Origin of the sequence: Streptomyces sp. NPDC059037 (assembly GCF_042740015.1) — a bacterium.
GTDB lineage: Bacteria > Actinomycetota > Actinomycetes > Streptomycetales > Streptomycetaceae > Streptomyces.
The window spans coordinates 1-20,588 of the sequence record NZ_JBHYIG010000177.1 but is presented as its reverse complement, the minus strand read 5'-3'; the positions used below and the strand labels follow the sequence as shown (position 1 = coordinate 20,588).

Genomic DNA, 20,588 nt, shown 5'->3' with positions numbered 1-20,588 from the left:
GAGTGACGGTCACCCTGCAGAGGAGCCGGGACTGCGATTCGTTCCCCTGGGGTTTCTTCAAGACCGCCGCTTCGCGGCGGATCTTTCCCGCCCGCCCACCCGAAACCCCGCAGTTGCCCGCCCGAACCCGGCGGAGCCGGTGATCAACGGCCACCCTCGTAGTAACCCCGCACCCGCTCCACCGCCCCCGCCGAAGCCCCCACATGGTCAAGCCCCAGCAGCGCCGCCCCCAGCACGGGGCGTACGGACACCACCCGAGGGACCGCCTTCGGGGCGCGTGCGGCCAGCAACGCGCGGACGGTGTCGTCCAGTTGAGGGTGGCCCGCGGCCAGCACGCTGCCGCCGAGCAGAACCGGCGTCTCCTCCTCCAGGAGGTCGAGCCGGGTCAGGGCGACGCTCGCCATCGCCACCACCTCCTCCGCGAGCCGGTCCACGATGGCCCGCGCCACCGCGTCCCCCTCAGCCGCCGTGGCGAAGAGGACCGGCGTCAGTTCATGCCGCCGCAGCTCGTCGATCCGGGACAGGTGCAGCGCCTCGATCAGCGCGTACATGGACGGCAGTCCGAAGTGCGCGGGAAGCGTGCGCGAAAGCGCGGTGGGGCCGCCGCGCCCGTCCTCCGCGCGGGCCGCGTGCCACAGGGCCTCCTCCGCGAGGCCCCAGCCGCCGCCCCAGTCACCGGAGATCCGCCCGATCGCGGGGAAGCGGGCCGTGCGGCCGTCCGGGCGCATGCCCACGCAGTTGATGCCCGCGCCGCACACCACGGCGACCCCGCGCGGCTCGGCGACCCCTGCCCGCAGGATCGCGAAGGTGTCGTTGCGCACCGTCACGCTCGCGCCCCAGCCGCGCGCGTCAAGGGCGGACGCCAACTGCGCCTCCTCCACCGGGAGATCGGCGTTGGCCAGGCACGCCGAGACATGGTCGGCCCCGGCGGCCCCGGCGGCCGCGAACACCTCGCGCACCGCCGACTCCAGGACGTCCACGGCCGTCTCGACGCCCACCGCCGGCGGCTGGAACCCGCCGCCGCGCGCCGCCGCGACGACCGTGCCGCTCGCTGCGACCAACGCGACGTCGGTCTTGCTGTTGCCCGCGTCGATCGCGAGAACCGACCCGGATACGGAACCGCTCATGCCCACGCGAGGTGCTCCCGGTTGTGCGCGATCAGCTGATCGGTGAGCTGCTCGGCGTACGCGAACTGGCCGATCAGGGGGTGGGCGAGCAGTGCGCGGTAGACGCGGTCGCGGCCGCCCCGCAGTGCCGCCTCCAGGGCCAGGTCCTCGTACGCGGTGACGTTGGCGGTCAACCCCGCGTACAGCGGGTCGAGTTCGGGCAAGGCGAGCGGCGTGGCGCCCTTCGTGCCGACCGCCGCCTGCACCTCGATGACCGCGTCGTCCGGCAGGAACGGCAGCGTGCCGCGGTTGTAGGTGTTCACCACCTGGTACGGGCTGCCCCCGCCGGCGAGCAGCGCCGCCGCCAGGTCCACCGCGGCCTCCGAGTAGAAGGCCCCGCCCCGCTTGGCGAGCAGTTCCGGCTTCTCGTCGAGGGCCGGATCGCCGTACATCGTGAGCAACTCGGCCTCCATCGCGGCGACTTCGGAGGCCCGCGACGGCTTGGTGCGCAGTTCGCGCACGACCTCGTCGTGGGCGTAGAAGTAGCGCAGGTAGTAGGAGGGGACGACGCCGAGGCGGTCGAGGATCTGGCGCGGCAGGCGCAGGTCCGCCGCGATCGCGTCGCCGTGCTCGGCGAGCAGCCTGGGCAGCACGTTCTCGCCCTCGGGGCCGCCGAGGCGCACCGCCGTCTCCCAGGTGAGGTGGTTCAGGCCCACGTGCTCCAGATGGACGTCACCGGGCGTCACGTCGAGGAGCTTCGCGAACTTCCGCTGGAAGCCGATCGCCACGTTGCAGAGGCCGACCGCCTTGTGCCCGGCCTGGAGGAGGGCCCGCGTGACGATGCCCACCGGGTTGGTGAAGTCGATCAGCCAGGCGTTCGGATTCGTACGCCGTACGCGCTCGGCGATGTCCAGGACCACCGGCACCGTCCGCAGCGCCTTCGCCAGGCCGCCCGCGCCCGTCGTCTCCTGGCCGACGCAGCCGCACTCCAGCGGCCACGTCTCGTCCTGGTTGCGCGCGGCCTGACCGCCGACGCGCAGCTGGAGCAGCACGGCGTCGGCGCCCTCCACACCCGCGTCCAGGTCGGCCGTGGTGACGATCCGGCCCGGGTGGCCTTGTTTGGCGAAGATCCGCCGGGCCAGACCGCCGACCAGGTCGAGGCGGTCGGCCGCCGGGTCGACGAGCACCAGCTCCTCGATGGGGAGCGTGTCCCTCAACCGGGCGAATCCGTCGATGAGTTCGGGGGTGTAGGTGGATCCTGCGCCCACCACGGCGAGTTTCATGGTCAGCCCTTCACTCCGGTCAGCGTGACACCCTCGACGAACGCCTTCTGCGCGAAGAAGAACACGAGGATCACAGGGGCCATGACCAGCAGGGTCGCGGCCATGGTCAGATTCCAGTCGGTGTGGTGCGCGCCCTTGAACGACTCCAGGCCGTACGAAAGGGTCCAGGCGCCCGGGTTCTCGGACGCGTAGATCTGCGGCCCGAAGTAGTCGTTCCAGGCGTAGAAGAACTGGAACAGGGCGACGGCGGCGATGCCGGGCTTGGCCATCGGCACGACGACCCTGAGCAGGGTCCTCAGCTCGCCGCAGCCGTCGACCTTCGCGGCGTCGACGTACTCGTTCGGGATGGTCATCAGGAACTGCCGCAGCAGGAAGATGGAGAACGCGTCGCCGAACGCCATCGGGATGATCAGCGGCCACAGCGTGCCGGACAGATCGAGCTGCTTCGCCCAGAACAGATACATCGGGATGATGATCACCTGCGGCGGCAGCATCATCATCGAGATGACCAGCATCAGGGAGAGATTGCGGCCCCTGAAGCGGAACTTGGCGAGCGCGTACGCCACGGGCAGCGACGACACGACCGTCAGGAGGGTGCCAAGTCCCGCGTACAGCAAGGTGTTTCGCCACCAGGTCAGAAAGCCCGGGGTGTCGAAGACCTTGCTGTAGTTCGACCACTCCCAGGTGTCCGGGATCAGGTCGCGGGTGAGCGTCTGCTGGTCGTTCATCAGCGAGGTGAGGAAGAGGAAGACGAACGGCAGCAGGAAGAACAGCGCCACGGTGACGCCGAGCGTGTGCACGGCGATCCAGTGCAGGAAGGCCTTGCGGCGTGCGGTGCGGGCGGCGGGAGTGATGACGACCCCGCGCAACTCGGGCTTACGTTCCAGTAGTTGGGTCATGATGGTCAGTCACCTGCCTGGATGAGGCCGCCGCGCCGCCGCATCAGAAGCGCGGTGAACGCCATGGCCAGGGCGAAGAGCACGAGCGCGATCACGCAGGCGGAGCCGTAGTCGAAGCGCTGGAAGCCGAGGTTGTAGACGAGCTGCGGCAGGGTCAGCGTCGACCTGTCCGGGTAGCCGGGCTCGAACTGCTGCCCGGAGCCGCCGATCACGCCGGACGCGACCTTCCCCGCGACCAGGGGCTGTGTGTAGTACTGCATGGTCTGGATCACGCCCGTGACCACCGCGAACATCACGATCGGCGAGATGTTCGGCAGCGTCACGAAGCGGAACCGCTGCCACGAGGACGCGCCGTCAAGCTCGGCGGCCTCGTACTGCTCCTTCGGCACGTCGAGCAGCGCGGCCATGAAGATGACCATGAGGTCGCCGATGCCCCACAGGGCGAGCATCGTCAGGGCGGGCTTGGACCAGGCGGCGTCGTTGAACCAGCCCGGGGCGGGAAGGCCGAGGTCCCCGAGGAGTGAATTGACGGGCCCCGTGCCGGGGTTGAGCAGAAACGCGAACGCCATGGTGGCGGCGACCGGCGGCGCGAGATAGGGCAGATAGAAGAGGGTCCGGAAGACACCCGCACCGGTCTTTATCTTGGTGATGAGCAGCCCGATCCCGATGCCGAAGACGACCCGGCAGGACACCATGACGACGACCAGCCACAGCGTGTTGCGCAGCGCGGGCCAGAACATCGGGTAGTCGGTGAAGACGTAGGACCAGTTGTCCGTTCCCGTCCAGGTCGGCGGCTTGAAGCCGTCGTACTGCATGAACGAGAAATAGACGGTCGAGATCAGCGGATAGGCGAAGAAGACCGCGAAGCCGATCAGCCACGGCGACATGAAGGCGGCGGTCCGCAGCGCCGAGCGACGCCGCTTCGAGCGCAACGTATAGGTACTCATCGGGCGACGGCTACTTCGCCTGCTCGATGTCCGTGTCGATCTCGTCGGCGGTCTTCTTCAGACCGGCCTTCAGATCCTTCTGCTTGCCCTTTTCGAAGTCGTAGCCGAGATTCTGGATGGAGACGAGGTACGGTCCGCCGTTGACGGAGGCGGGGGTCGTGGTCGAGTCCGGGTTCTCGGCGATGTCCAGGAAGGTCTTGAAGCGCGGGTCGTACTTCAGCTTCGGCGACTTCAGGGCGTCGTGCGTGGACGGCACATTGTGGATGGCGTTGGCGAAGTCCACGACGGCGTCCGTGTTCGTGGTCATGAACTTGACCAGCTCCCACGACGCGTTCTGCTTCTCGCTGGTGGCGGCGATACCGGCGATGGTGCCGGTGACGTAACCCTTGCCGTAGGTGTCCTTCTGGTCGTCGGGCACGGGCAGCGGCGCGACGCCGATGTCAAAGCCGACCTTGGCTTCCTCGGCCATCCCGAGCCGCCACTCGCCGTCCATCTGCATGGCGACCTGGCCGGTGTGGAAGGGATGCTTGGCACCCCACTCGTCACCGAACGTCGACCGGTACTTCTCCAGCTTCTGATAGCCGCCGAGTTCATCGACGAGCTTCTTCTGATACGTGAATCCGTCGACGAATGCCGGATCCTTGGCGACGTTCGACTTGCCGTCCTTGTCGAAGTACGTGGGGGACCACTGTCCGAAGTAGTGCTCGGTCTTCGTTTCGTAGCCGTGGTAGTTCGGCATGAACCCGAGCTGCTCGTAGGAGTCGCCCTTCGCCTTGGTCAGCTTCTTGGCGACGGAGGTGAATTCGGACCAGGTCTTCGGCGGGCTCTTGATGCCGGCCTTCTTGAACTCGTCCTTGTTGTAGTAGAGGCCGTACGCGTCGCCGAGGAGCGGGGCGGCGCAGCGGTTGCCCTCGAACTGCGTGTACTCGTTCATGGTCTTCGGGAAGGTCTTCTCCGGGTCGATCCCGTCCTTCTTGAAGAAGGGGTCGAGGTCGACCCACGCGCCCGACGAGCAGAACTTGCCGACGTTGTTGGTGGTGAAGGAGGAGATGACATCCGGTGCCTTCGAACCACCCGCACGCAACGCCTGATTGATCTTGTCGTCGTTCATGTTCCCGACGACCTTGACGTGAATGTTGGGGTGCGCCTTCTCGAAGGCGTCGACATTCGCCTGGACGGCCTTCACCTCGGACGGCGCGCTCCAGCCGTGCCAGAAGTTGATCGTCGTCTCCTTGGACGCGTCGTCGTCCGCACCCGAGCTGCTCTGGCCCGTACAGGCCGTGGCGAGCAGGGCTATGGAGGCGGTCGCGGCGAGCGCGACGGCGGTCGCGCGGCGGTTTTCGGGCATGACGGAGTACTCCCTGGGCAGGACGGGCTCGGACGAGGGGTTACGTCAGGGTGCGGGGAGGGAATCAGCGCGAGGTGTCGAAGACCTCGTCACGGGTGGCGGCGAGCGCGCTCTCCAACGCGCCGCGCAGCACGGGGTGTTCGGCGACTTCCCCGACGACGAGACGGGGACGTGAGACGGCCAGCTCGTCGAGCTCGGCCTGGATCAGCTGACGCAGCGGCTCGCCGCCCGCGGTGTGCAACGAGCCGCTGAGCACGACGAGTTCGGGGTCGAATACGGCGATGAGCGAGGCGAGACCGGTGGCGAGGCCGGTCGCGTACGTCTCCAGGAGCTGCCGGTGGGGCCCGTCGTCGACGGCGGCGGCCTGCGCGAGGAGGGCGGCGGCGACATCGGCGTACGGCCCGTGGGGGATGGGCGAGATCCCGAGATCGCGGGCGAGCTTGGGGATGACCTGCGACCCCGCAAGCTCTTGATAGCCACCGCTGTTGGCCTTGGTGACCTGGCGTACGAGAGGGGCGCCGGGGACGGGCAGGAACCCGATCTCGCCCGCGCCGCCGGTCCAGCCGCGGTGCAGCCGGCCGCCGATCACGAGGGCGGCGCCGAGCCCCTCCTGGTTCCACAGCAGCACGAAGTCCTCATGCTCCCGTGCCGCGCCGAGCCGCTGCTCGGCGATCGCGGCGAGGTTCACGTCGTTCTCGTACTCGACGGGCATCGGCAGCGCGGCCGCGAGCTCGTCGAGGAGGGTGGCGAAGTGCCAGCCGGGCAGGTGCGAGGCGTACCGGAGGCGGCCGGTGTTGGGGTCGAAGGCGCCGGGGGTGCCGATGACGAGCCGGTGCACGTCGGAACGGGTGAGCCCGGCGGCCTTCACCGCGCCGTCGAGGGCCTCGGTCACCTGGCGTACGACGGGTTCGGCGCGGCGGCCGGGCGTCGGGAGCCGGAACTCGCCGACGGTCTGGCCCGTGACGTCGGCGACGGCGGCGCGGATGCGGTCGGGGTTGACGTCGAGTCCGGCGGCGTAGGCGGCGCTCGGATTGACGCCGTACAGCTGGGCGTTGGGCCCCGGCCGGCCCTCGGTCGTCCCCGTGGCCTGCACAAGACCGGCCGCTTCGAGGCGGGCGAGGAGCTGGGAAGCCGTGGGCTTGGAGAGCCCGGTGAGCTTCCCGATCTTCGTTCGTGACAGGGGGCCGTGCGCGAGCAGCAGATCGAGGGCGGCGCGGTCGTTCATCGCGCGCAGGACCCGCGGGGTGCCGGGCATGGACCCGGCGCCGGTCGCGCCGCGGGCCGAACTCTCGGTCGAGCCACCCATGAGCTGCTCCTCGCCCCTGCGTCAGTACGGAACTTGCCTGTACGGACCGTACCGGCGCCACACTGTTAGGAAACTTTCCTATTGGGTGTGAGGAAGGTAATTCCGGCGTGGCGGGGGCGTCAATAGCGGGGGCGAGGGCGGCAACCAAGTCGTTACCTGCTGGGTCACTCCTCGGTCAGCGGCGTCACGATGGACTTCACCTTCGACTCGGCGATGGGGCCGATGTACGACGCGGCTATGCGGCCCTCGCGGTCGAAGAAGAGGGTGAAGGGGTAATTCGTGGGATTGGCGAGGCCCTTGGGCATCTGGAGGAGCTTGCGGCCGGACGGGTCGTACAGGCTCGGGTAGGACAGTTTCTTGTCCTGCTCGAAGGAGCGGGCGTTGGACACGGACGCGTCCACGTTCATGCCGACCACGGCGACGCCCTCGCTCTTCATCTCCTTGTTCACCCGTGACAGGCCGGGGGCCTCCAGGCGGCAGGGACCGCACGTCGCCGCCCACGCGTTGACCACCACGACCTTGCCCCGGTAGTCGGCGAGATCGATCTTCTTGCCGTCCACCGTCTCGCCCGACCACGCCGGGGCCTGCTTCCGCTCGGCGGGCGCATAGGACTTCAGCGGGCCCTCGCGCTTCCCGCCTTCCGCGGTGGGGCCCGAGGAGCAACCGCAAGCAAGGGCCAGTAAGGAGACAGCGGCAGCCGTACGGAGCGTCAGGGTCTTCATGATCAGAGAGTCTGCCAGGGCGGGAAAGAGGTCCCGCGGCCCGCCTGCCGACCCCTGCCGCTACTTCGAAAGATTAGGCGGCGGCGCGATCGGCGAAGCCGCCAGGGACTGGGGGGACGTCGAGGACGCGTACGCGGAAGGGGCCGCGACTCCCGCCGAGGGGTCGGGCGCCGTCTCCTCCGTCGCCTGCAGCGGCAGGCCGCCCACGATGCGGATCCCCGCCGCGTCGAACGCCAGCTTGATGCGCCAGCGCAGCTCCCGCTCCACGCCCAGCGCCTTGCCCGGCATCGTCTTGGCGGAGACGCGCACCACCATCTGATCCAGGAGCACACTGTCCAGGCCCAGGATCTCCACCGGCCCCCACAGCCGCTCGTTCCACGGCTCGTCCTTCGCCATGGTCTCGCCGACCTCCGTCAGCGTGGCCTTCACCTTCTCCAGGTCCTCGTCCGGACGGACCGTCACGTCCACGCCCGCCGTCGACCAGCCCTGGCTGAGGTTGCCGATGCGCTTGACCTCTCCGTTGCGGACGTACCAGATCTCGCCGTTGTCGCCGCGCAGCTTCGTCACGCGCAGGCCCACCTCGATCACCTCGCCCGACGCGACGCCCGCGTCGATCGAGTCGCCCACGCCGTACTGGTCCTCCAGGATCATGAAGACGCCGGAGAGGAAGTCGGTGACGAGATTGCGGGCGCCGAAGCCGATCGCCACGCCCGCCACACCGGCGGATGCGAGCAGCGGGGCCAGGTTGATCTGGAACGTGCCGAGGATCATCAGCCCGGCCGTGCCCAGGATCAGGAACGACGCCACCGAGCGGAGGACCGAGCCGATCGCCTGCGAACGCTGGCGGCGGCGCTCCACGTTCACCAGAAGCCCGCCGAGCGCCGTGCCGTCGACGGCCTGCGCCGTGCGGTTCATGCGGTCTATCAGCTTGGTGATGGCGCGCCGGATCAGGACCCGCAGGACGACCGCTATGGCGACGATCAGCAGGATGCGGAGCCCGATGCCGAGCCAGGTCGACCAGTTCTGCTCGACCCAGCTCGCGGCGTTCGTCGCGCTCTCCTGGGCGTCTTCCAGGGTCGGGGGCTTCGACGTCGACTTGTCGTCCGGGTCCGATCCGGCCGCCGACAGGGCGGACAAGAACACGGCAGGTACCTCCAGGCATAGCGGTCTGCCCAGGAGATGCACCGGGCAGAGACACCACACTAACGGGGCATTGTGTGTGGATCGTTGTCATGTTCGAGGGAGAGACGGTGCTCACCTGGGGAAGATGAGGGTGACGCACAGGTGTGGTCGAAAACACTCCGAGCCCGTTACCGGCACATGGTGGCGCTTGGACCAGGCATGAGGGGAGACTGGCTACAGATCGTCCCGGCGCGAGCCACGCGCCGCCGGCGTACAAGGAGGCATCCGTGCCGCACGTCCTGGTCCTCAATGCGTCGTACGAGCCACTGGGTGTCGTACCGCTCCGCCGCGCGCTCGTCCTCGTCCTGGAGAACAAGGCTCTCTGCCTCGAGGAATCCGGCGCCTTCATGCACAGCGCAACGCGCACTGTCCCCGCACCCAGCGTGGTCCGCCTCAAGCGGTTCGTCCGGGTCCCTTACAGGGGGCCCGTTCCTCTGACCAGGCGGGCGCTCTTCGCCCGCGACGGCGGTCGGTGCATGTACTGCGGTGGCGTCGCAACCAGCGTCGACCACGTCATTCCGAAGAGCCGTGGCGGTCAGCACGCCTGGGAAAACGTGGTGGCTTCCTGCCGCCGCTGCAATCACGTCAAGGCCGACCGGCACCTCCTGGAGCTGGGATGGCGCCTGCGTCACAAGCCCGCGCCGCCCTCGGGGCTCGCGTGGCGCATCATCGGGACCGGGCATAGGGATCCGCGCTGGCTGCCGTACTTGCAGCCGTTCGGCGCGGACGACGCGATGGCTCGGATCGACGGCATTTCTGCCTAGCAATCGATCCGGGCCTTTGTTGTACGTGAATGCGTACGACGTGAGTGTGTACGTGGTCGTCAGTCGTCGGCGACCGCGTACGCCTCCACCGACCACAGCGAGTAACCGAAGCGGGTCGCCCGCTTGTCGCCCTGTACCCGGATGTAACGCGTGTCACGCGCGTCCATGCGGACCGACTCGCGGCCGCCCTTGCCGTCCTTCACCGTCGCCGCCGTGCGCCACGTCCTGCCGTCGGCCGACGTCTGCACGCGGTAGCCCGCCGCGTACGCGTCCTGCCAGCGAAGGACCACCTGGCCGAGCCTGACCGGCTCGGCGAGCTCCAGCTGCCACCAGGCGTTGTCCTTGGCCGGGGACGACCAGCGGGTCTTCGGGTCGCCGTCGTTGGCGCCGGACGCAGGGAAGTCCTTCGTCTCGTCGCCGGACGAGGAGGCCTTCGCGCCGCGTGCCAGATCGCGGCCTTCGGTGCGCGGATAGGCGCGGATCGAGACGGTCTTGGTCTGGCCGTCGAACGTGACGGGAATCTCGTACGTTCCCGAGCGCGTGCCCGCGGGGACGGTCACATCCACCGGGACGTCCACCTCGGTGCCGCGCGGCAGCGTGGACCTCTCCGGGGTGCGGACCTCGATGCCCTTGGGGGCCTTGGCCGTGACCTCGCCCCGCACGTCACCGGGCCGCAGCGAGAGCAGCCTGGCCGTGACGCGCTGCGGGCCGCCGCCGATCTCCGCGTCGGCCTCCGTGCGGGCCAGCGAGAACTTGGCGGCGGGGGCGTCGGCGTACCAGGGCACGACATGGCGGACGGTGCCCTCGGTCACGGTGACCCGCACCGCGTCGGCACGCTCGTCCTTGGCCCCGGCCTCCGTGAAACCGCTGCCGGACAGGGCGCCGATGCGGCGCCAGCCCTCGCCGGGGACATGGGCCTCGACGCTGCCCTCCGTGCCGGGGTCGGTCAGCGCCGTCACCGCGGCGAGGGGGCGGGCCCGGGGCAGGCGGACCGTCGCGCGGTCCGACGCCTGGTCGCTGTCGAGCCCCGCCCAGGTGCCGTACGCCTTCTGCGCCCGCGCCAGGAAGGGGTCGAGGACGCCCTTGCCTACCGTCACCTGCGTGGCCTTCAGCTCCTTCTGGAGTCCGGCCAGGGTGCGCGATGCACGCCAGGCGGCGGCGCCGTCCCCCTCGGACTGCGCGCGCAGCATGTCGACCGCCGTCTCGCCGGCCTCGCCATAGCGGGCCAACTGCTGGATCCAGGGCCCGACTTCGGCGTCCAGATCGCTGTCGGCGAGCCGCCGCGGCGCCTCCTTCATGACGGTGAACGCGTCGCGCAGCGCCTGCCCCGACTTCTCGATGCGGGCCTTGTCGGTCGTGGTACGGGCGCGCCAGAGGCCGTCCATGAGCGGCCGCAGATACGCCGACTCGTCCGCGCCGAGCACGGACGACGCGTCATTGCCCGCGAGGGCGCGCAGGGCGCCCCGCGCCTTCGCGTCGCCGCCCGAGAGGTCGTCGATCGCGGCGAGCCAGGACTCGTGCGGGCGGTAGGCGCGGGGGTTCCACGCGTAGTCGGCGGCGGTGAACAGCGGGATGCGGGACGCCGCCGGCTGCTCCATCGCATTGCCGAGCAGCGCCGCCGAGCCGGTGGCCACGGCGGGCTCGCGGCCCGTGTAGGGGCCGAGGAAGATCCGGTCCTGTGCGAAGTCGTTGACCGGGTAGTTGTCCATCGTCACCAGCGGGTGCGAGCCGAACGCCTCGCGGGCGCCCGCCAGTTCGCGCCCGGTGATGGTCTTGGGGACGACGCCCACGCCGGTCCAGGCGACCTCGATGCCACGGTCCAGTTCCGCCGCGACGGCGTCGCGGTACGCGGTCGAGCCGTCCTGGAAGTACTCGGTCGGCATGAGGGAGAGCGGCTTCGCGTCCGGGTGGCGCTCGGCGAGGTGCGCTGCGACGGCGTTGGCGACCCGGGCCTGCGCCTTCGCCGCGGCCTCGGGCCCCGAACCGAACGTCTCGGCGTCCTGGTCGCAGTGCCATTCGCTGTAGCTGACGTCCTGGAACTGCAGCTGGAAGGCGCGCACGCCAAGCGCCCACATCGCGTCGATCTTGCGGTTGAGGGCCTTGACGTCCTTGTCCGACGACATGCACATGGCCTGGCCGGGGGCGACGGCCCAGGCGAGCGTCACGTGGTTGCGCCTGGCGCGGTCGGCGAGGGCGCGGAAGTCGGCGCGCTGGTCGGCGGGGTACGGCTCGCGCCAGCGGGCCTGGCGGTAGAGGTCGTCGCCGGGCGCGTAGAGGTACCGGTTCTGCTTGGTGCGGCCCATGAAATCCAGCTGGTCCAGGCGCTGTTCGCGGGTCCAGGGGGTGCCGTAGAAGCCCTCCGTCATGCCGCGCACCGCGGTGCCGGGCCAGTCGCGGATGTTCACGCCGGGGACGGTCTTCCCGGAGCGCAGCTGCTTCAGGGTCTGTACGCCGTGGAAGAGGCCGTCGTCGCCCGCTCCGGAGAGGGCGATGGTCTCCTGCCCGGCGACGCGGCCCACCGCGAGGCGGTAGCCGCCGGACGGGAGGTCCCTGCGGTCGCGGGCGCGGAGGGCGCGCAGGGCCTGGTCGGCGCCGGTGCCGTCGACGCGGACGATCAGACGGTTGCCGCCTGCGGGGAGCCGCTCCCCGTCCCGCACCTCGGTGATCCGGCGGGCGCCCGCGTCCCGCAGGAGGGTGCGGAGGGTTTCTATGGCGTACGGGTCCGGGGCGCGGCCGCCCGTCGCTGCCGTGACGAGGACGACCTCGTCGGTGACGGTGACCGCTGCTCCGGCGGCGGTCATCGACTGGGGGCGGGGCCAGACCGGGGGGAGGGCGTCGGACTCCCGGTCGTCGTCCGGGGTGGTGGCGGGGGCGCCGGGCTGTCCGGGGATGCCGGGGGCTGCGACGGCGCCGGGGGCGCCGCTGAGTGCGCCTGCGATGACGGCGACGGCGATGGCGGCCGCGCCCTTCCTGCGCCGCAGCTGCACGGCCCTCTCCTTGTTGTCCCTTGTGCTCGTCACGAGTGAGGTGATGATCACGTGTGGTGCGTCGGTTGTCTCAGGGTGTCACTGAGCCCACCACCTGGGTGGCGGGGGTGTCAACGGCGGTGGGGGTTGTGGGGGGTTTCTCCCTTCTCCGGCCCCGCGGCTGCGGGGCCGCCCCGGAATGGAAGATCTTGCGGGGGGTGTGCGCTTTTGGGAAACGAATGTGAGTACGCGCACGTTCACACAACGGATATGTCTGCGAACCCGCGCACTGGGTAGGGCTGCGATGACCTGCCCCCTGACAAGGAGCTCCCACGTGGCCGCTTCCGCGAACCTCCTCCTCTCCGCCCTCTCCAAACAGGTCTCGGACCCCGACTCGGGACTCGACGGCTCCTGCTCCTGCGGCTGCCTCGAACCGCCCCTGACCAGCGAGCCCCCGCTCGCGGATGCCGCCCCCCTCACCAGCGAGCCGCCGCTCGCCGACGCCGCGCCGCTGACCAGCGAGCCGACCTCCACCGGCACGGCCTCGGGCCTGGACTACATGGGGGTCTGAATGGCCCCACCCGGAGCTGCTGCCGCCGGCGAACCTTCCGGGCTTTCACGCCTCGCCGCCTGTCATGGCGTGGCGACTTCCTACTCCCCGTCTCCGGACCGCACGGTCCCGGCCGCGGACGCCGCCGTCGTCGCGGCCCTGGCCGCCCTCGACGTGGACGCGAGCACACCCGAGGCGATCCGGGACGCCCTCACGGCGTACGAGACCGGGCGTCGGGCACGGCTGCTGCCGCCGACGGTGGTGGTGTGGCAGGGCGGGCCCGAGCAGGGCGCGTCCGAGCGGGGTGGGCCAGAACAGGGCGCGTCCGAGCAGGGCGGGCCAGAGCAGGCCGAGCCCTGGGCAGGGCTGCCGGGCGGTACGCGCATGGCGGTCCGCACCGAGCAGGGGGAGCGCCTGGAGTGGGAGACGCCGGGCCAGCCTCCGCGACCGCTGCCGCACGGCGTGCACCGGATGCGGGCCACCGTCCCCGACGGGCGGAGCGCGGGCGCGCATCTCATCGTCGCCCCCTACCGCCTCCCGCCCCCGCCCGAGCGGACCCACGGCCTGCTGGTCCAGCTCTACTCACTGCTCTCCGCCCGTTCCTGGGGCATGGGCGACCTCGGCGACCTGGCCGAGCTCGTGGCCTGGTCGGGGCGGGCCGTCGGCGCCGGGTTCGTACAGGTCAACCCCTTGCACGCCGCGGTCCCCAAACCGCCGGGCGGGCCGTCGGACCCCTCCCCGTACCGCCCCTCGTCACGCCGCTTCCCCGATCCCGTACATCTGCGCATCGAGGAGATCCCCGAGTACGCATACCTGCGGGGCGAGGCCCGCGACCGGGTCGACGCGCTCTCCCGCGACGCCGCACGCCTGCGTGAATCGGTCCTCCACGAAGGCGAGTTGATCGACCGTGACGCGGTCTGGGCGCTCAAGCTCGAAGCCCTCGAACTGATCGCGCGGGTCCCGCTCGGCCCCGGACGCAGAGCCGCCTACAACGAGTTCATCGCCGAGCACGGCGAGGCGCTCGAAGACCACGCCACCTGGTGCGCGCTCGCCGAGCTGCACGGCCCCGACTGGCACGGCTGGCCCGCCCCGCTGCGGGACCCGGTCTCGTCCCCGACCGCCCGCGCCCGCCGCGCCGCGATGGACCGCGTCGACTTCCACAGCCGCCTCGCCTGGCTCACCGACGCCCAGCTCGCCACCGCGCAGCGCACCGCGCGCGACGCGGGCATGGGCATCGGCCTCGTCCACGACCTCGCGGTCGGCGTGCACCCGGGCGGTGCCGACGCGTGGGCTCAGCAGCGGCACTTCGCCGCCCGCATGTCGGTGGGCGCCCCGCCGGACGCGTTCAACGCGCGTGGCCAGGACTGGGGCCTGCCGCCCTGGCGCCCCGACCGCCTCGCCGAGTCCGGGTACGCCCCCTACCGCGCCCTGTTGCGCGGACTGCTCCGGCACGCGGGCGCACTCCGCGTCGACCACGTGATGGGGCTCTTCCGCCTCTGGTGGGTCCCCGAGGGCCGCGCGCCCACGGACGGGACGTACGTCCACTACGACGCGGAGGCGATGCTCGCGATCCTCTCCCTGGAGGCGCACCGCGCGGGCGCCCTCGTCATCGGCGAGGACCTCGGCACCGTGGCACCCGGCGTCCGCGAGACCCTGCGCGGGCACGGTGTGCTCGGCACCTCCGTGCTCTGGTTCGAGCGGGACTGGCAGGGCACGGGCCGGCCGCTGCCGCCCGAGCGGTGGCGCGCCGACTGCCTGGCCACCGCCACCACGCACGATCTGCCGTCCACCGCGGCCCGCATCACCGGCGAGCACGTCCAACTCCGGGACCGCCTTGGCCTGTTGACCCGCCCGGCGGAGGTGGAGGGCGCCGCGGCCGCGGCCGACGTACGGGAGTGGCTCGGACTCCTCGCCCGGCTCGGCATGCTGCCCGGCGGCGGCGGTCACGAGGAGGACGAGATCCGCGCCGTACACCGCTTCCTGCTCGCGACGCCGGCCCGCATGGTGGGCATCTGGCTGCCGGACACGGTCGGCGACCGGCGCCCGCAGAACCTGCCGGGCACCCTGGACGAGTATCCGAACTGGCGGCTGCCGGTCGCGGACGCCGAAGGCCGCCCCGTCACCCTGGAGGAACTGACCGCGGCACCCCGTCTGCACACGTTCATGGAGGTGTTCCGCGGCCGCGGCCAGGGCCGCGATCGCACTCGTACGGCACCCCCGGGCGCGCGCCCCGTTTAGCCGTTCGCTACGTTGGCACCGTGGACAAGAAGAACGCCCTGCGCGCCGGCGCCCTGGCTTCCGGTACGACGCTGATGATGCTGCTCATGTCGTCCCCCGCGCTCGCGCTCACGCGCGACGACGGCGACGACCCGGGTCCGGGCCTGAGCGTGATCGAGACGCTCGGCCTCTATGTCGTGGCGCCCATCGTGCTGTTCCTGGTGATCGCGGGCCTTGTGATGGTCGGTGACAAGACCCGCAAGCAGGAGAAGCAGGTCTGACGCCGCACTTCACTTCCTGAGCACTTCCTGAGCTCTCCGTGGGGGGCGCTCTTCATCGACGTACGCGACGCATGCGTACGTACGTCGATGAGGGGCGCCCCCTACGCGTTTTCAGGGCCGCCTCAGGGTCCGCTTCAGGGCTGCTCCGCCGTCAGATAACGCTGCACCGTGGGGCCGAGCCAGTCCGCGATCTCCTCGCGGGTCAGCTCGACGGTCGGCGGGAACCGCAGCACGTACCGGGTCAGGGCCATGCCGAGGATCTGTGAGGCGATGAGCCCGGCGCGGGCCGGGGCGGCGGCGGGATCGGGGCAGACGCTCAGGGCCACCGGCAGGAGCTGCTGCCGGAAGATGGCCTGTGTGCGCTCGGCCCCCGCCGTGTTGGTGATCCCCGCGCGGAGCAGCGCGGTGAGTACGTCGGCCTCGTCCCAGATGTCGAGGAAGTGTGTGACCAGGACCCGCCCGATGTCCTCGCGCGGTGTGTGCGCGAGGTCCGGAAGGCGCAGGTCGACGGTCATGGCCGCCTCGAAGAGGCCTTCCTTGCTGCCGTAGTAGCGCATCACCATCGACGGGTCGATCTTCGCGTCCTTGGCGATGGCACGGATGGTCGCGCGCTCGTACCCGTCGGCGGCGAACCGCTCGCGGGCCGCGGCGACGATGGCGGCGCGGGTGCTGTCGGAACGGCGTACGACCGGGGGCGTCGATGTCATGCCAACAAGCGTAGGCCAACACCTGTTGACAGTCCAGGGTGCCGGTTCTACGTTAGCCAACAAGCGTTGACCAACACGTGTTGACCAACAAGCGTTGGCACCAGGAGGCAGCCATGAACGACACCACTGTCATCGTCGTCGGTTCCGGCCCCACCGGCCTGCTGCTCGCGGGCGACCTCGCCGTCGCGGGCGTACCGGTCACGGTCATCGAGAGGCGCGCACCCGGGATCAGCAATCTGTCCCGCGCCATGGTCCTGCACGCCCGCACCCTGGAGCAGCTCGACGCCCGGGGGCTCGCCGACGAGGTCGCGGCCAAGGGGGAGCCGCTCGGCACGCTGCGCATCTTCCGGCACCTCTCCTTCGACCTCGAAGAGCTGCCCTCCCGCTTCCGTCACCTCCTCGTCCTGCCGCAGTACGAGGTGGAGAAGGTCCTGAAGCGGCGCGCTGACGACGCCGGGGTGCGCTTCGAGTACGACACCGAGGTCACCGGCCTGACGCAGGACGCGGACGGGGTACGCCTCGAAGTCCGCGGCCCCGGCGGGGAGTCGGGCACCCGCAGGGCCGCCTATGTGGTCGGCGCGGACGGGCTGCACAGCGCGGTGCGCGAGGCGATCGGCCTGCCCTTCCCCGGCAGGTCCGTGATCCGCTCGCTCGTCCTCGCCGACGTCAGGCTCGCCGAGAAGCCCGCCTCGATGCTCACGGTGAACGCCGCCGGTGATGCCTTCGCCTTCATCGCGCCCTTCGCGGACGGCTACTACCGCGTCATCGGCTGGAACCGCGCCCGCAACGTCCCCGACAGTGAGCCGCTCGACCTCGACGAGGTCAAGGAGATCGCCCGCAGCGCGCTCGGCCGCGACTACGGCATGTACGACGCCCGCTGGATGTCCCGCTTCCACAGCGACGAGCGGCAGGCGCCCGCCTACCGCGTCGGCCGGGTCTTCCTCGCCGGTGACGCCGCGCACGTCCACAGCCCGGCGGGCGGGCAGGGCATGAACACCGGTCTCCAGGACGCCGCGAACCTCAGCTGGAAGCTGGCCGCGGCGGTCGAAGGCCGCGCCCCGGAAGGGCTGTTGGACAGCTACCAGGCCGAGCGGCACCCCGTCGGCAAGACGGTCCTGCGCAGCAGCGGCGGCATGGTCAGGCTCGCGATGGCCAAGCGCCCGTGGACGCTGGCCGCCCGCGCCGCGGTCGCCGCCTTCGTCAACCGCGCCCCGCGGGTCCGCGCCAAGGTGCTCGGCCAGATCACGGGCGTCGGTTACGCCTACCCGGCCCCCAAGGGCGCCCATGACCTCGCGGGTCACAGGGCCCCGGATGTCGCGCTCAAGGAGGGGCGGCTCTACGAGGCGCTGCGCGAGGGCGAGTTCGTACTGATCGGCCCGGAGGGTGCGGAGTGCGCGCCGGCCTCGCGCGGCCGGACCGTGGTGGCGCACTGGGCCGGCGACCGGCGTACGACGGTCCTGGTCCGTCCCGACGGGTACGTCGCGTGGGCGGCGGAGGAGGCGGACGCGGGGGCTGTGGGGGCGGCGCTCGCGGAATGGGGAACCAACTAGAACCATTCAGCATGCCTTAATAAAATGGTAGAAAAGTTTCGATGGACGTGACTGGTCGGCGGGTGTGACGGTAGTCCCTCAACCAACCCCCGGGCCGCCCGGGAGAGAGACAAGGGATACAACGTGACTGTCCTGGACCGGACCCCCCTCACCACCGCGTCGACCGCGACGACGAGCGAGCCGAAGCGGGCGCCGCGCGCCGTCCGCCCGATCGGCGTCGGCCTCGCCCTCGCGGCGCTCGCCACGGTCGTCTGGTCGGGCAGCTTCGTCACCTCCCGGGCCCTGCACGACAGCGTGCCGCCCATCCAGCACGCGTTCTGGCGGTGGATCATCGCCATCGTGGCCGTCGCGCCGTTCGCGGCACGGCAGACCTGGCGGCAACGGGCCCTGCTCCGCAGGCACTTCCGCTTCCTGCTCCTGGCGTCCTTCCTGGGCATCACGGTCTACAACACCCTGGTGAACCAGGCGGCGATGACCACCACCGCGGGCAACATGGGCATGATCATGGCCGCTTCGCCGGTCCTGATGGCGGTGTACGAACGCGTCGGCGGGACCCGGCTCGGGGCGCGCCGCGTGACGGGCATGCTGATCGCCTGCGCGGGCGTGCTGATCCTCGTATCCGGGGGCTCCCTCTCCATGGACTTCGCGGTCGGTGACCTGTGGGTGATCGCGGGGGCGGTCTCCTTCGGCTCGTACAGCGCGCTGCTCAAGCGCAAGCCCGCGGAGATCGGCGGACTGCCGTTCCTCTTCGCGGCGTTCGTGCTCGGCGCGCTGATGCTGCTTCCGGTGTTCGTGGCGAGCTATGTCATCCAGGGCGGCTTCGAGCCGACGGTCGGGACGGTCTCCCCGCTCCTCTACGTGGGTGTGGTGTCGTCGGCGGTCGCCTTCTTCGCCTGGAACAAGGCGATCTCGATCATCGGCGCGGCCCGTGCCGGAGTCATCTACTACCTCCAGCCGGTGTGCGTGGCCCTGCTGTCCTTCGCGGTGCTCGGCGAGGCGATGGGGTGGCTGCAGGTCATGTGCATGGGGCTGATCCTGGGCGGGGTCGTGCTGGGGTCCGCGGGGCGGGCGAAGTGACGGTTCGCTAAGTGGGCGAGCGATAAACGGGGCGACGCCGATGGGCGTCGCCCTTACGCTCACGCGCATGACGATGACGATCAGTGAGTCGGCCCGGCGGATCCTCGACGCGCCGAACCCGGCGGTCCTCGGGACGGTCAGTCCCGACGGCAGCCCGCAGACCTCCGTGGTGTGGGTGGGGTGGGACGGCGACGACCTCGTCGTCTCCTCCGAGGAAGGGCGCCGCAAGGTGCTGAACGCACGGAGCGAGCCGCGGGTGAGCCTGACCGTGTACGACAAGGCGGATCCGCTGCGGTACGTGGAGGTGCGGGGGACGGCCACGGTGAGCGTGGACGCGGACCGGAAGGTGGCGGCCGGACTCGCCGAGGCGTACGAGGGGGCCGGCGCGGGGCAGGAGTACCTCGATCTGCCCCCGGAGGTGGTACGGGTCGTCATACGGATCACCCCGCGGAAGGTGGTGGGCAGTGCGGCGCGCTGACCTGCGCGACCCGGTCGGTACGTTGGCCCCATGAGCGAGTGGGACATCAAGAAACTGCAGATCCTGCGTACGTTGAGCGAGCGGGGCACGGTGACCGCGACGGCGCAGGCGCTGCGGATGACGCCGTCGGCGGTGTCGCAGCAGCTGTCCAACCTCGCCAAGCAGCTGGGGGTGCCGCTCCTTGAGGCGCACGGGCGCCGGGTGCGCCTGACGGACGCGGCGCACCTCGTCCTGCGGCACGCGGAGGCGGTCTTCGCTCAACTGGAGCGTGCGGACGCGGAGTTGGCGGCGTATGCGCATGGGGAGGCCGGGGAGGTGCGGGTCGGGGCGTTCTCGACCGCCGTGCCCGCGCTCGTCGTGCCGGCGGTGCGGGCGCTGCGGGCGGCGGCGCCGGGCATCTCCGTACGGGTGCGGGAGGCGGAGGCGGCGGAGGCGTACGAGCTCCTCGCGGCGGGGGAGGTGGACGTGGCGCTGTCCCTCGCGGTCCAGGCGCCGGCATCGCCCGACGCGGACACGCGCTTCACGCGGGAGTCGCTCCTTGCCGACCCCTTGGACGTGGCGCTGCCGGGGGATCATCCGCTGGCGTCGGCGGAGGGGCTGCGGCTCGCCGATCTCGCGGGTGAGCCGTGGATCTTCGGGGGGAGCGGGCCGTGGTCCGAGATCACGCGGGCGGCGTGCGAGGGGGCGGGCTTCTCGCCGGAACAGGCGCATTCCGCGTCCGGCTGGACGGCGATCCTCGCCATGGTGGAGGCGGGGATGGGGGTGGCGCTGGTCCCGCGGATGGCGGCGGCCAGCCGTGACGGCGTGACGATGCGGGAACTCTCCGCCGACCGGCCTCGCCGCCATGTGGTGGCGGCGGTTCGCCGCGGGGCGGCTGCGGGGGCGGCCGTCTCCCGAGTCCTGACGGCCCTCCGCGAGGCGGTCCCTACGCGGGTCCCGTAGCCCGGCGCCTGACCGCCGCGGCCTCGCCCCCACCCGCCTTGGCCTGGGGTGCCATCGCCCTGCATCATGCGGCGCCGCCTTTCCCCCACCCACCCGCCCCCCCGCCTTGGCCTGGGTGTCGGCTTCGGGGCTTCGCTGGGCCTGCGTTGCGTTGGTTGCCGGGGCCGCCCGGTTGTCCTGAGGTTGGCGGTTCCGGGCCGGGTGTCAAGGGCGCTCCTTCGTCGCGTCGGCTGCGCCGATTCCGCTTCGCTTCACCCTTGACA

The 20,588-nt window shown here is 71.0% G+C and carries 18 protein-coding genes; 8 read left to right on the top strand and 10 right to left on the bottom strand.

What is annotated here, in order from left to right:
- Positions 1 to 143: 143 nt before the first annotated feature.
- From ACFWY6_RS29820 to ACFWY6_RS29785, 8 genes are all read right to left on the bottom strand, one after another.
- Positions 144 to 1,127 carry an N-acetylglucosamine kinase gene (locus tag ACFWY6_RS29820; protein ID WP_384696701.1) on the bottom strand — a complete coding sequence of 328 codons (984 nt, stop codon included), beginning with the start codon at positions 1,125 to 1,127 and terminating at the stop codon, positions 144 to 146.
- Positions 1,124 to 2,389 (bottom strand): 6-phospho-beta-glucosidase, encoded by a 1,266-nt coding sequence (locus tag ACFWY6_RS29815; protein ID WP_384696698.1) that lies wholly within the window; start codon positions 2,387 to 2,389, stop codon positions 1,124 to 1,126. Before ACFWY6_RS29815 ends, ACFWY6_RS29820 begins: the two co-directional genes overlap by 4 nt.
- Before the next feature lie 2 nt (positions 2,390 to 2,391).
- Positions 2,392 to 3,288 (bottom strand): carbohydrate ABC transporter permease, encoded by an 897-nt coding sequence (locus tag ACFWY6_RS29810; protein ID WP_384696695.1) that lies wholly within the window; start codon positions 3,286 to 3,288, stop codon positions 2,392 to 2,394.
- A 5-nt stretch (positions 3,289 to 3,293) separates the two neighbouring features.
- Positions 3,294 to 4,235, bottom strand: a complete 942-nt coding sequence (locus ACFWY6_RS29805) for a carbohydrate ABC transporter permease (protein ID WP_384696692.1) — start codon at positions 4,233 to 4,235, stop codon at positions 3,294 to 3,296.
- A gap of 10 nt (positions 4,236 to 4,245) precedes the next feature.
- Positions 4,246 to 5,583 carry an ABC transporter substrate-binding protein gene (locus ACFWY6_RS29800; RefSeq protein ID WP_384696689.1) on the bottom strand — a complete coding sequence of 446 codons (1,338 nt, stop codon included), beginning with the start codon at positions 5,581 to 5,583 and terminating at the stop codon, positions 4,246 to 4,248.
- Positions 5,584 to 5,647: 64 nt separating this feature from the next.
- Complete coding sequence (locus ACFWY6_RS29795) at positions 5,648 to 6,838, bottom strand: ROK family transcriptional regulator (RefSeq protein WP_384696706.1); 1,191 nt, start codon at positions 6,836 to 6,838, stop codon at positions 5,648 to 5,650.
- A 215-nt stretch (positions 6,839 to 7,053) separates the two neighbouring features.
- Positions 7,054 to 7,611, bottom strand: coding sequence for a TlpA family protein disulfide reductase (locus ACFWY6_RS29790; RefSeq protein ID WP_384696687.1), 558 nt, complete (start codon positions 7,609 to 7,611; stop codon positions 7,054 to 7,056).
- A 60-nt stretch (positions 7,612 to 7,671) separates the two neighbouring features.
- Positions 7,672 to 8,754: a mechanosensitive ion channel family protein gene (locus tag ACFWY6_RS29785; protein ID WP_384696684.1), complete on the bottom strand. Its 1,083-nt coding sequence runs from the start codon at positions 8,752 to 8,754 to the stop codon at positions 7,672 to 7,674.
- Between the two features lie 266 nt (positions 8,755 to 9,020).
- On the opposite strand from ACFWY6_RS29785, the gene ACFWY6_RS29780 reads away from it, so the two are divergent.
- A complete protein-coding gene (locus ACFWY6_RS29780; RefSeq protein ID WP_360765489.1) occupies positions 9,021 to 9,557 on the top strand; it encodes an HNH endonuclease in 537 nt (178 codons plus the stop codon).
- 59 nt (positions 9,558 to 9,616) lie between these two features.
- On the opposite strand, the gene ACFWY6_RS29775 is transcribed toward ACFWY6_RS29780, so the two are convergent.
- Positions 9,617 to 12,544, bottom strand: a complete 2,928-nt coding sequence (locus ACFWY6_RS29775) for a beta-N-acetylglucosaminidase domain-containing protein (protein ID WP_384696704.1) — start codon at positions 12,542 to 12,544, stop codon at positions 9,617 to 9,619.
- Between the two features lie 313 nt (positions 12,545 to 12,857).
- Between ACFWY6_RS29775 and ACFWY6_RS29770 the strand changes: the two genes are divergently transcribed.
- The 3 genes from ACFWY6_RS29770 to ACFWY6_RS29760 are packed head-to-tail and all read left to right on the top strand — an operon-like array spanning position 12,858 to position 15,571.
- Entirely contained in the window at positions 12,858 to 13,094 is a 237-nt protein-coding gene (locus ACFWY6_RS29770) for a hypothetical protein (RefSeq protein ID WP_266866893.1), read from the top strand.
- The gene (malQ, locus tag ACFWY6_RS29765; protein ID WP_384696680.1) at positions 13,095 to 15,311 is read left to right on the top strand and encodes a 4-alpha-glucanotransferase; all 2,217 of its coding nucleotides are present in this window, start codon (positions 13,095 to 13,097) and stop codon (positions 15,309 to 15,311) included.
- Positions 15,312 to 15,331: 20 nt separating this feature from the next.
- Positions 15,332 to 15,571, top strand: a complete 240-nt coding sequence (locus ACFWY6_RS29760; protein WP_384696677.1) for a hypothetical protein — start codon at positions 15,332 to 15,334, stop codon at positions 15,569 to 15,571.
- 134 nt (positions 15,572 to 15,705) lie between these two features.
- Here ACFWY6_RS29760 and ACFWY6_RS29755 read toward each other — a convergent pair whose 3' ends face one another.
- On the bottom strand, positions 15,706 to 16,278 hold the full coding sequence (locus ACFWY6_RS29755; protein WP_384696675.1) for a TetR family transcriptional regulator: 573 nt from the start codon (positions 16,276 to 16,278) through the stop codon (positions 15,706 to 15,708).
- A 113-nt stretch (positions 16,279 to 16,391) separates the two neighbouring features.
- Here ACFWY6_RS29755 and ACFWY6_RS29750 point away from each other — a divergent pair, with 113 nt between their 5' ends.
- From ACFWY6_RS29750 to ACFWY6_RS29735, 4 genes are all read left to right on the top strand, one after another.
- Positions 16,392 to 17,828: an FAD-dependent monooxygenase gene (locus ACFWY6_RS29750; protein ID WP_384696672.1), complete on the top strand. Its 1,437-nt coding sequence runs from the start codon at positions 16,392 to 16,394 to the stop codon at positions 17,826 to 17,828.
- A gap of 123 nt (positions 17,829 to 17,951) precedes the next feature.
- Entirely contained in the window at positions 17,952 to 18,905 is a 954-nt protein-coding gene (locus ACFWY6_RS29745; RefSeq protein WP_384696670.1) for a DMT family transporter, read from the top strand.
- A 67-nt stretch (positions 18,906 to 18,972) separates the two neighbouring features.
- The gene (locus ACFWY6_RS29740; RefSeq protein WP_384696667.1) at positions 18,973 to 19,383 is read left to right on the top strand and encodes a PPOX class F420-dependent oxidoreductase; all 411 of its coding nucleotides are present in this window, start codon (positions 18,973 to 18,975) and stop codon (positions 19,381 to 19,383) included.
- A gap of 30 nt (positions 19,384 to 19,413) precedes the next feature.
- Positions 19,414 to 20,325, top strand: coding sequence for a LysR family transcriptional regulator (locus ACFWY6_RS29735; RefSeq protein WP_384696664.1), 912 nt, complete (start codon positions 19,414 to 19,416; stop codon positions 20,323 to 20,325).
- The last annotated feature ends 263 nt before the right edge of the window (positions 20,326 to 20,588 follow it).

Excerpts from the sequence above, each read along its gene's own strand:
- ACFWY6_RS29815 (WP_384696698.1), bottom strand. The coding sequence starts at position 2,389 with ATGAAACTCGCCGTGGTGGGCGCAGGATCCACCTACACCCCCGAACTC.
- ACFWY6_RS29800 (WP_384696689.1), bottom strand. The coding sequence starts at position 5,583 with ATGCCCGAAAACCGCCGCGCGACCGCCGTCGCGCTCGCCGCGACCGCC.
- malQ (WP_384696680.1), top strand. The coding sequence starts at position 13,095 with ATGGCCCCACCCGGAGCTGCTGCCGCCGGCGAACCTTCCGGGCTTTCA.
- ACFWY6_RS29820 (WP_384696701.1), bottom strand. The coding sequence starts at position 1,127 with ATGAGCGGTTCCGTATCCGGGTCGGTTCTCGCGATCGACGCGGGCAAC.
- ACFWY6_RS29805 (WP_384696692.1), bottom strand. The coding sequence starts at position 4,235 with ATGAGTACCTATACGTTGCGCTCGAAGCGGCGTCGCTCGGCGCTGCGG.
- ACFWY6_RS29740 (WP_384696667.1), top strand. The coding sequence starts at position 18,973 with ATGACGATGACGATCAGTGAGTCGGCCCGGCGGATCCTCGACGCGCCG.
- ACFWY6_RS29750 (WP_384696672.1), top strand. The coding sequence starts at position 16,392 with ATGAACGACACCACTGTCATCGTCGTCGGTTCCGGCCCCACCGGCCTG.
- ACFWY6_RS29795 (WP_384696706.1), bottom strand. The coding sequence starts at position 6,838 with ATGCCCGGCACCCCGCGGGTCCTGCGCGCGATGAACGACCGCGCCGCC.
- ACFWY6_RS29735 (WP_384696664.1), top strand. The coding sequence starts at position 19,414 with ATGAGCGAGTGGGACATCAAGAAACTGCAGATCCTGCGTACGTTGAGC.
- ACFWY6_RS29790 (WP_384696687.1), bottom strand. The coding sequence starts at position 7,611 with ATGAAGACCCTGACGCTCCGTACGGCTGCCGCTGTCTCCTTACTGGCC.
- ACFWY6_RS29810 (WP_384696695.1), bottom strand. The coding sequence starts at position 3,288 with ATGACCCAACTACTGGAACGTAAGCCCGAGTTGCGCGGGGTCGTCATC.
- ACFWY6_RS29755 (WP_384696675.1), bottom strand. The coding sequence starts at position 16,278 with ATGACATCGACGCCCCCGGTCGTACGCCGTTCCGACAGCACCCGCGCC.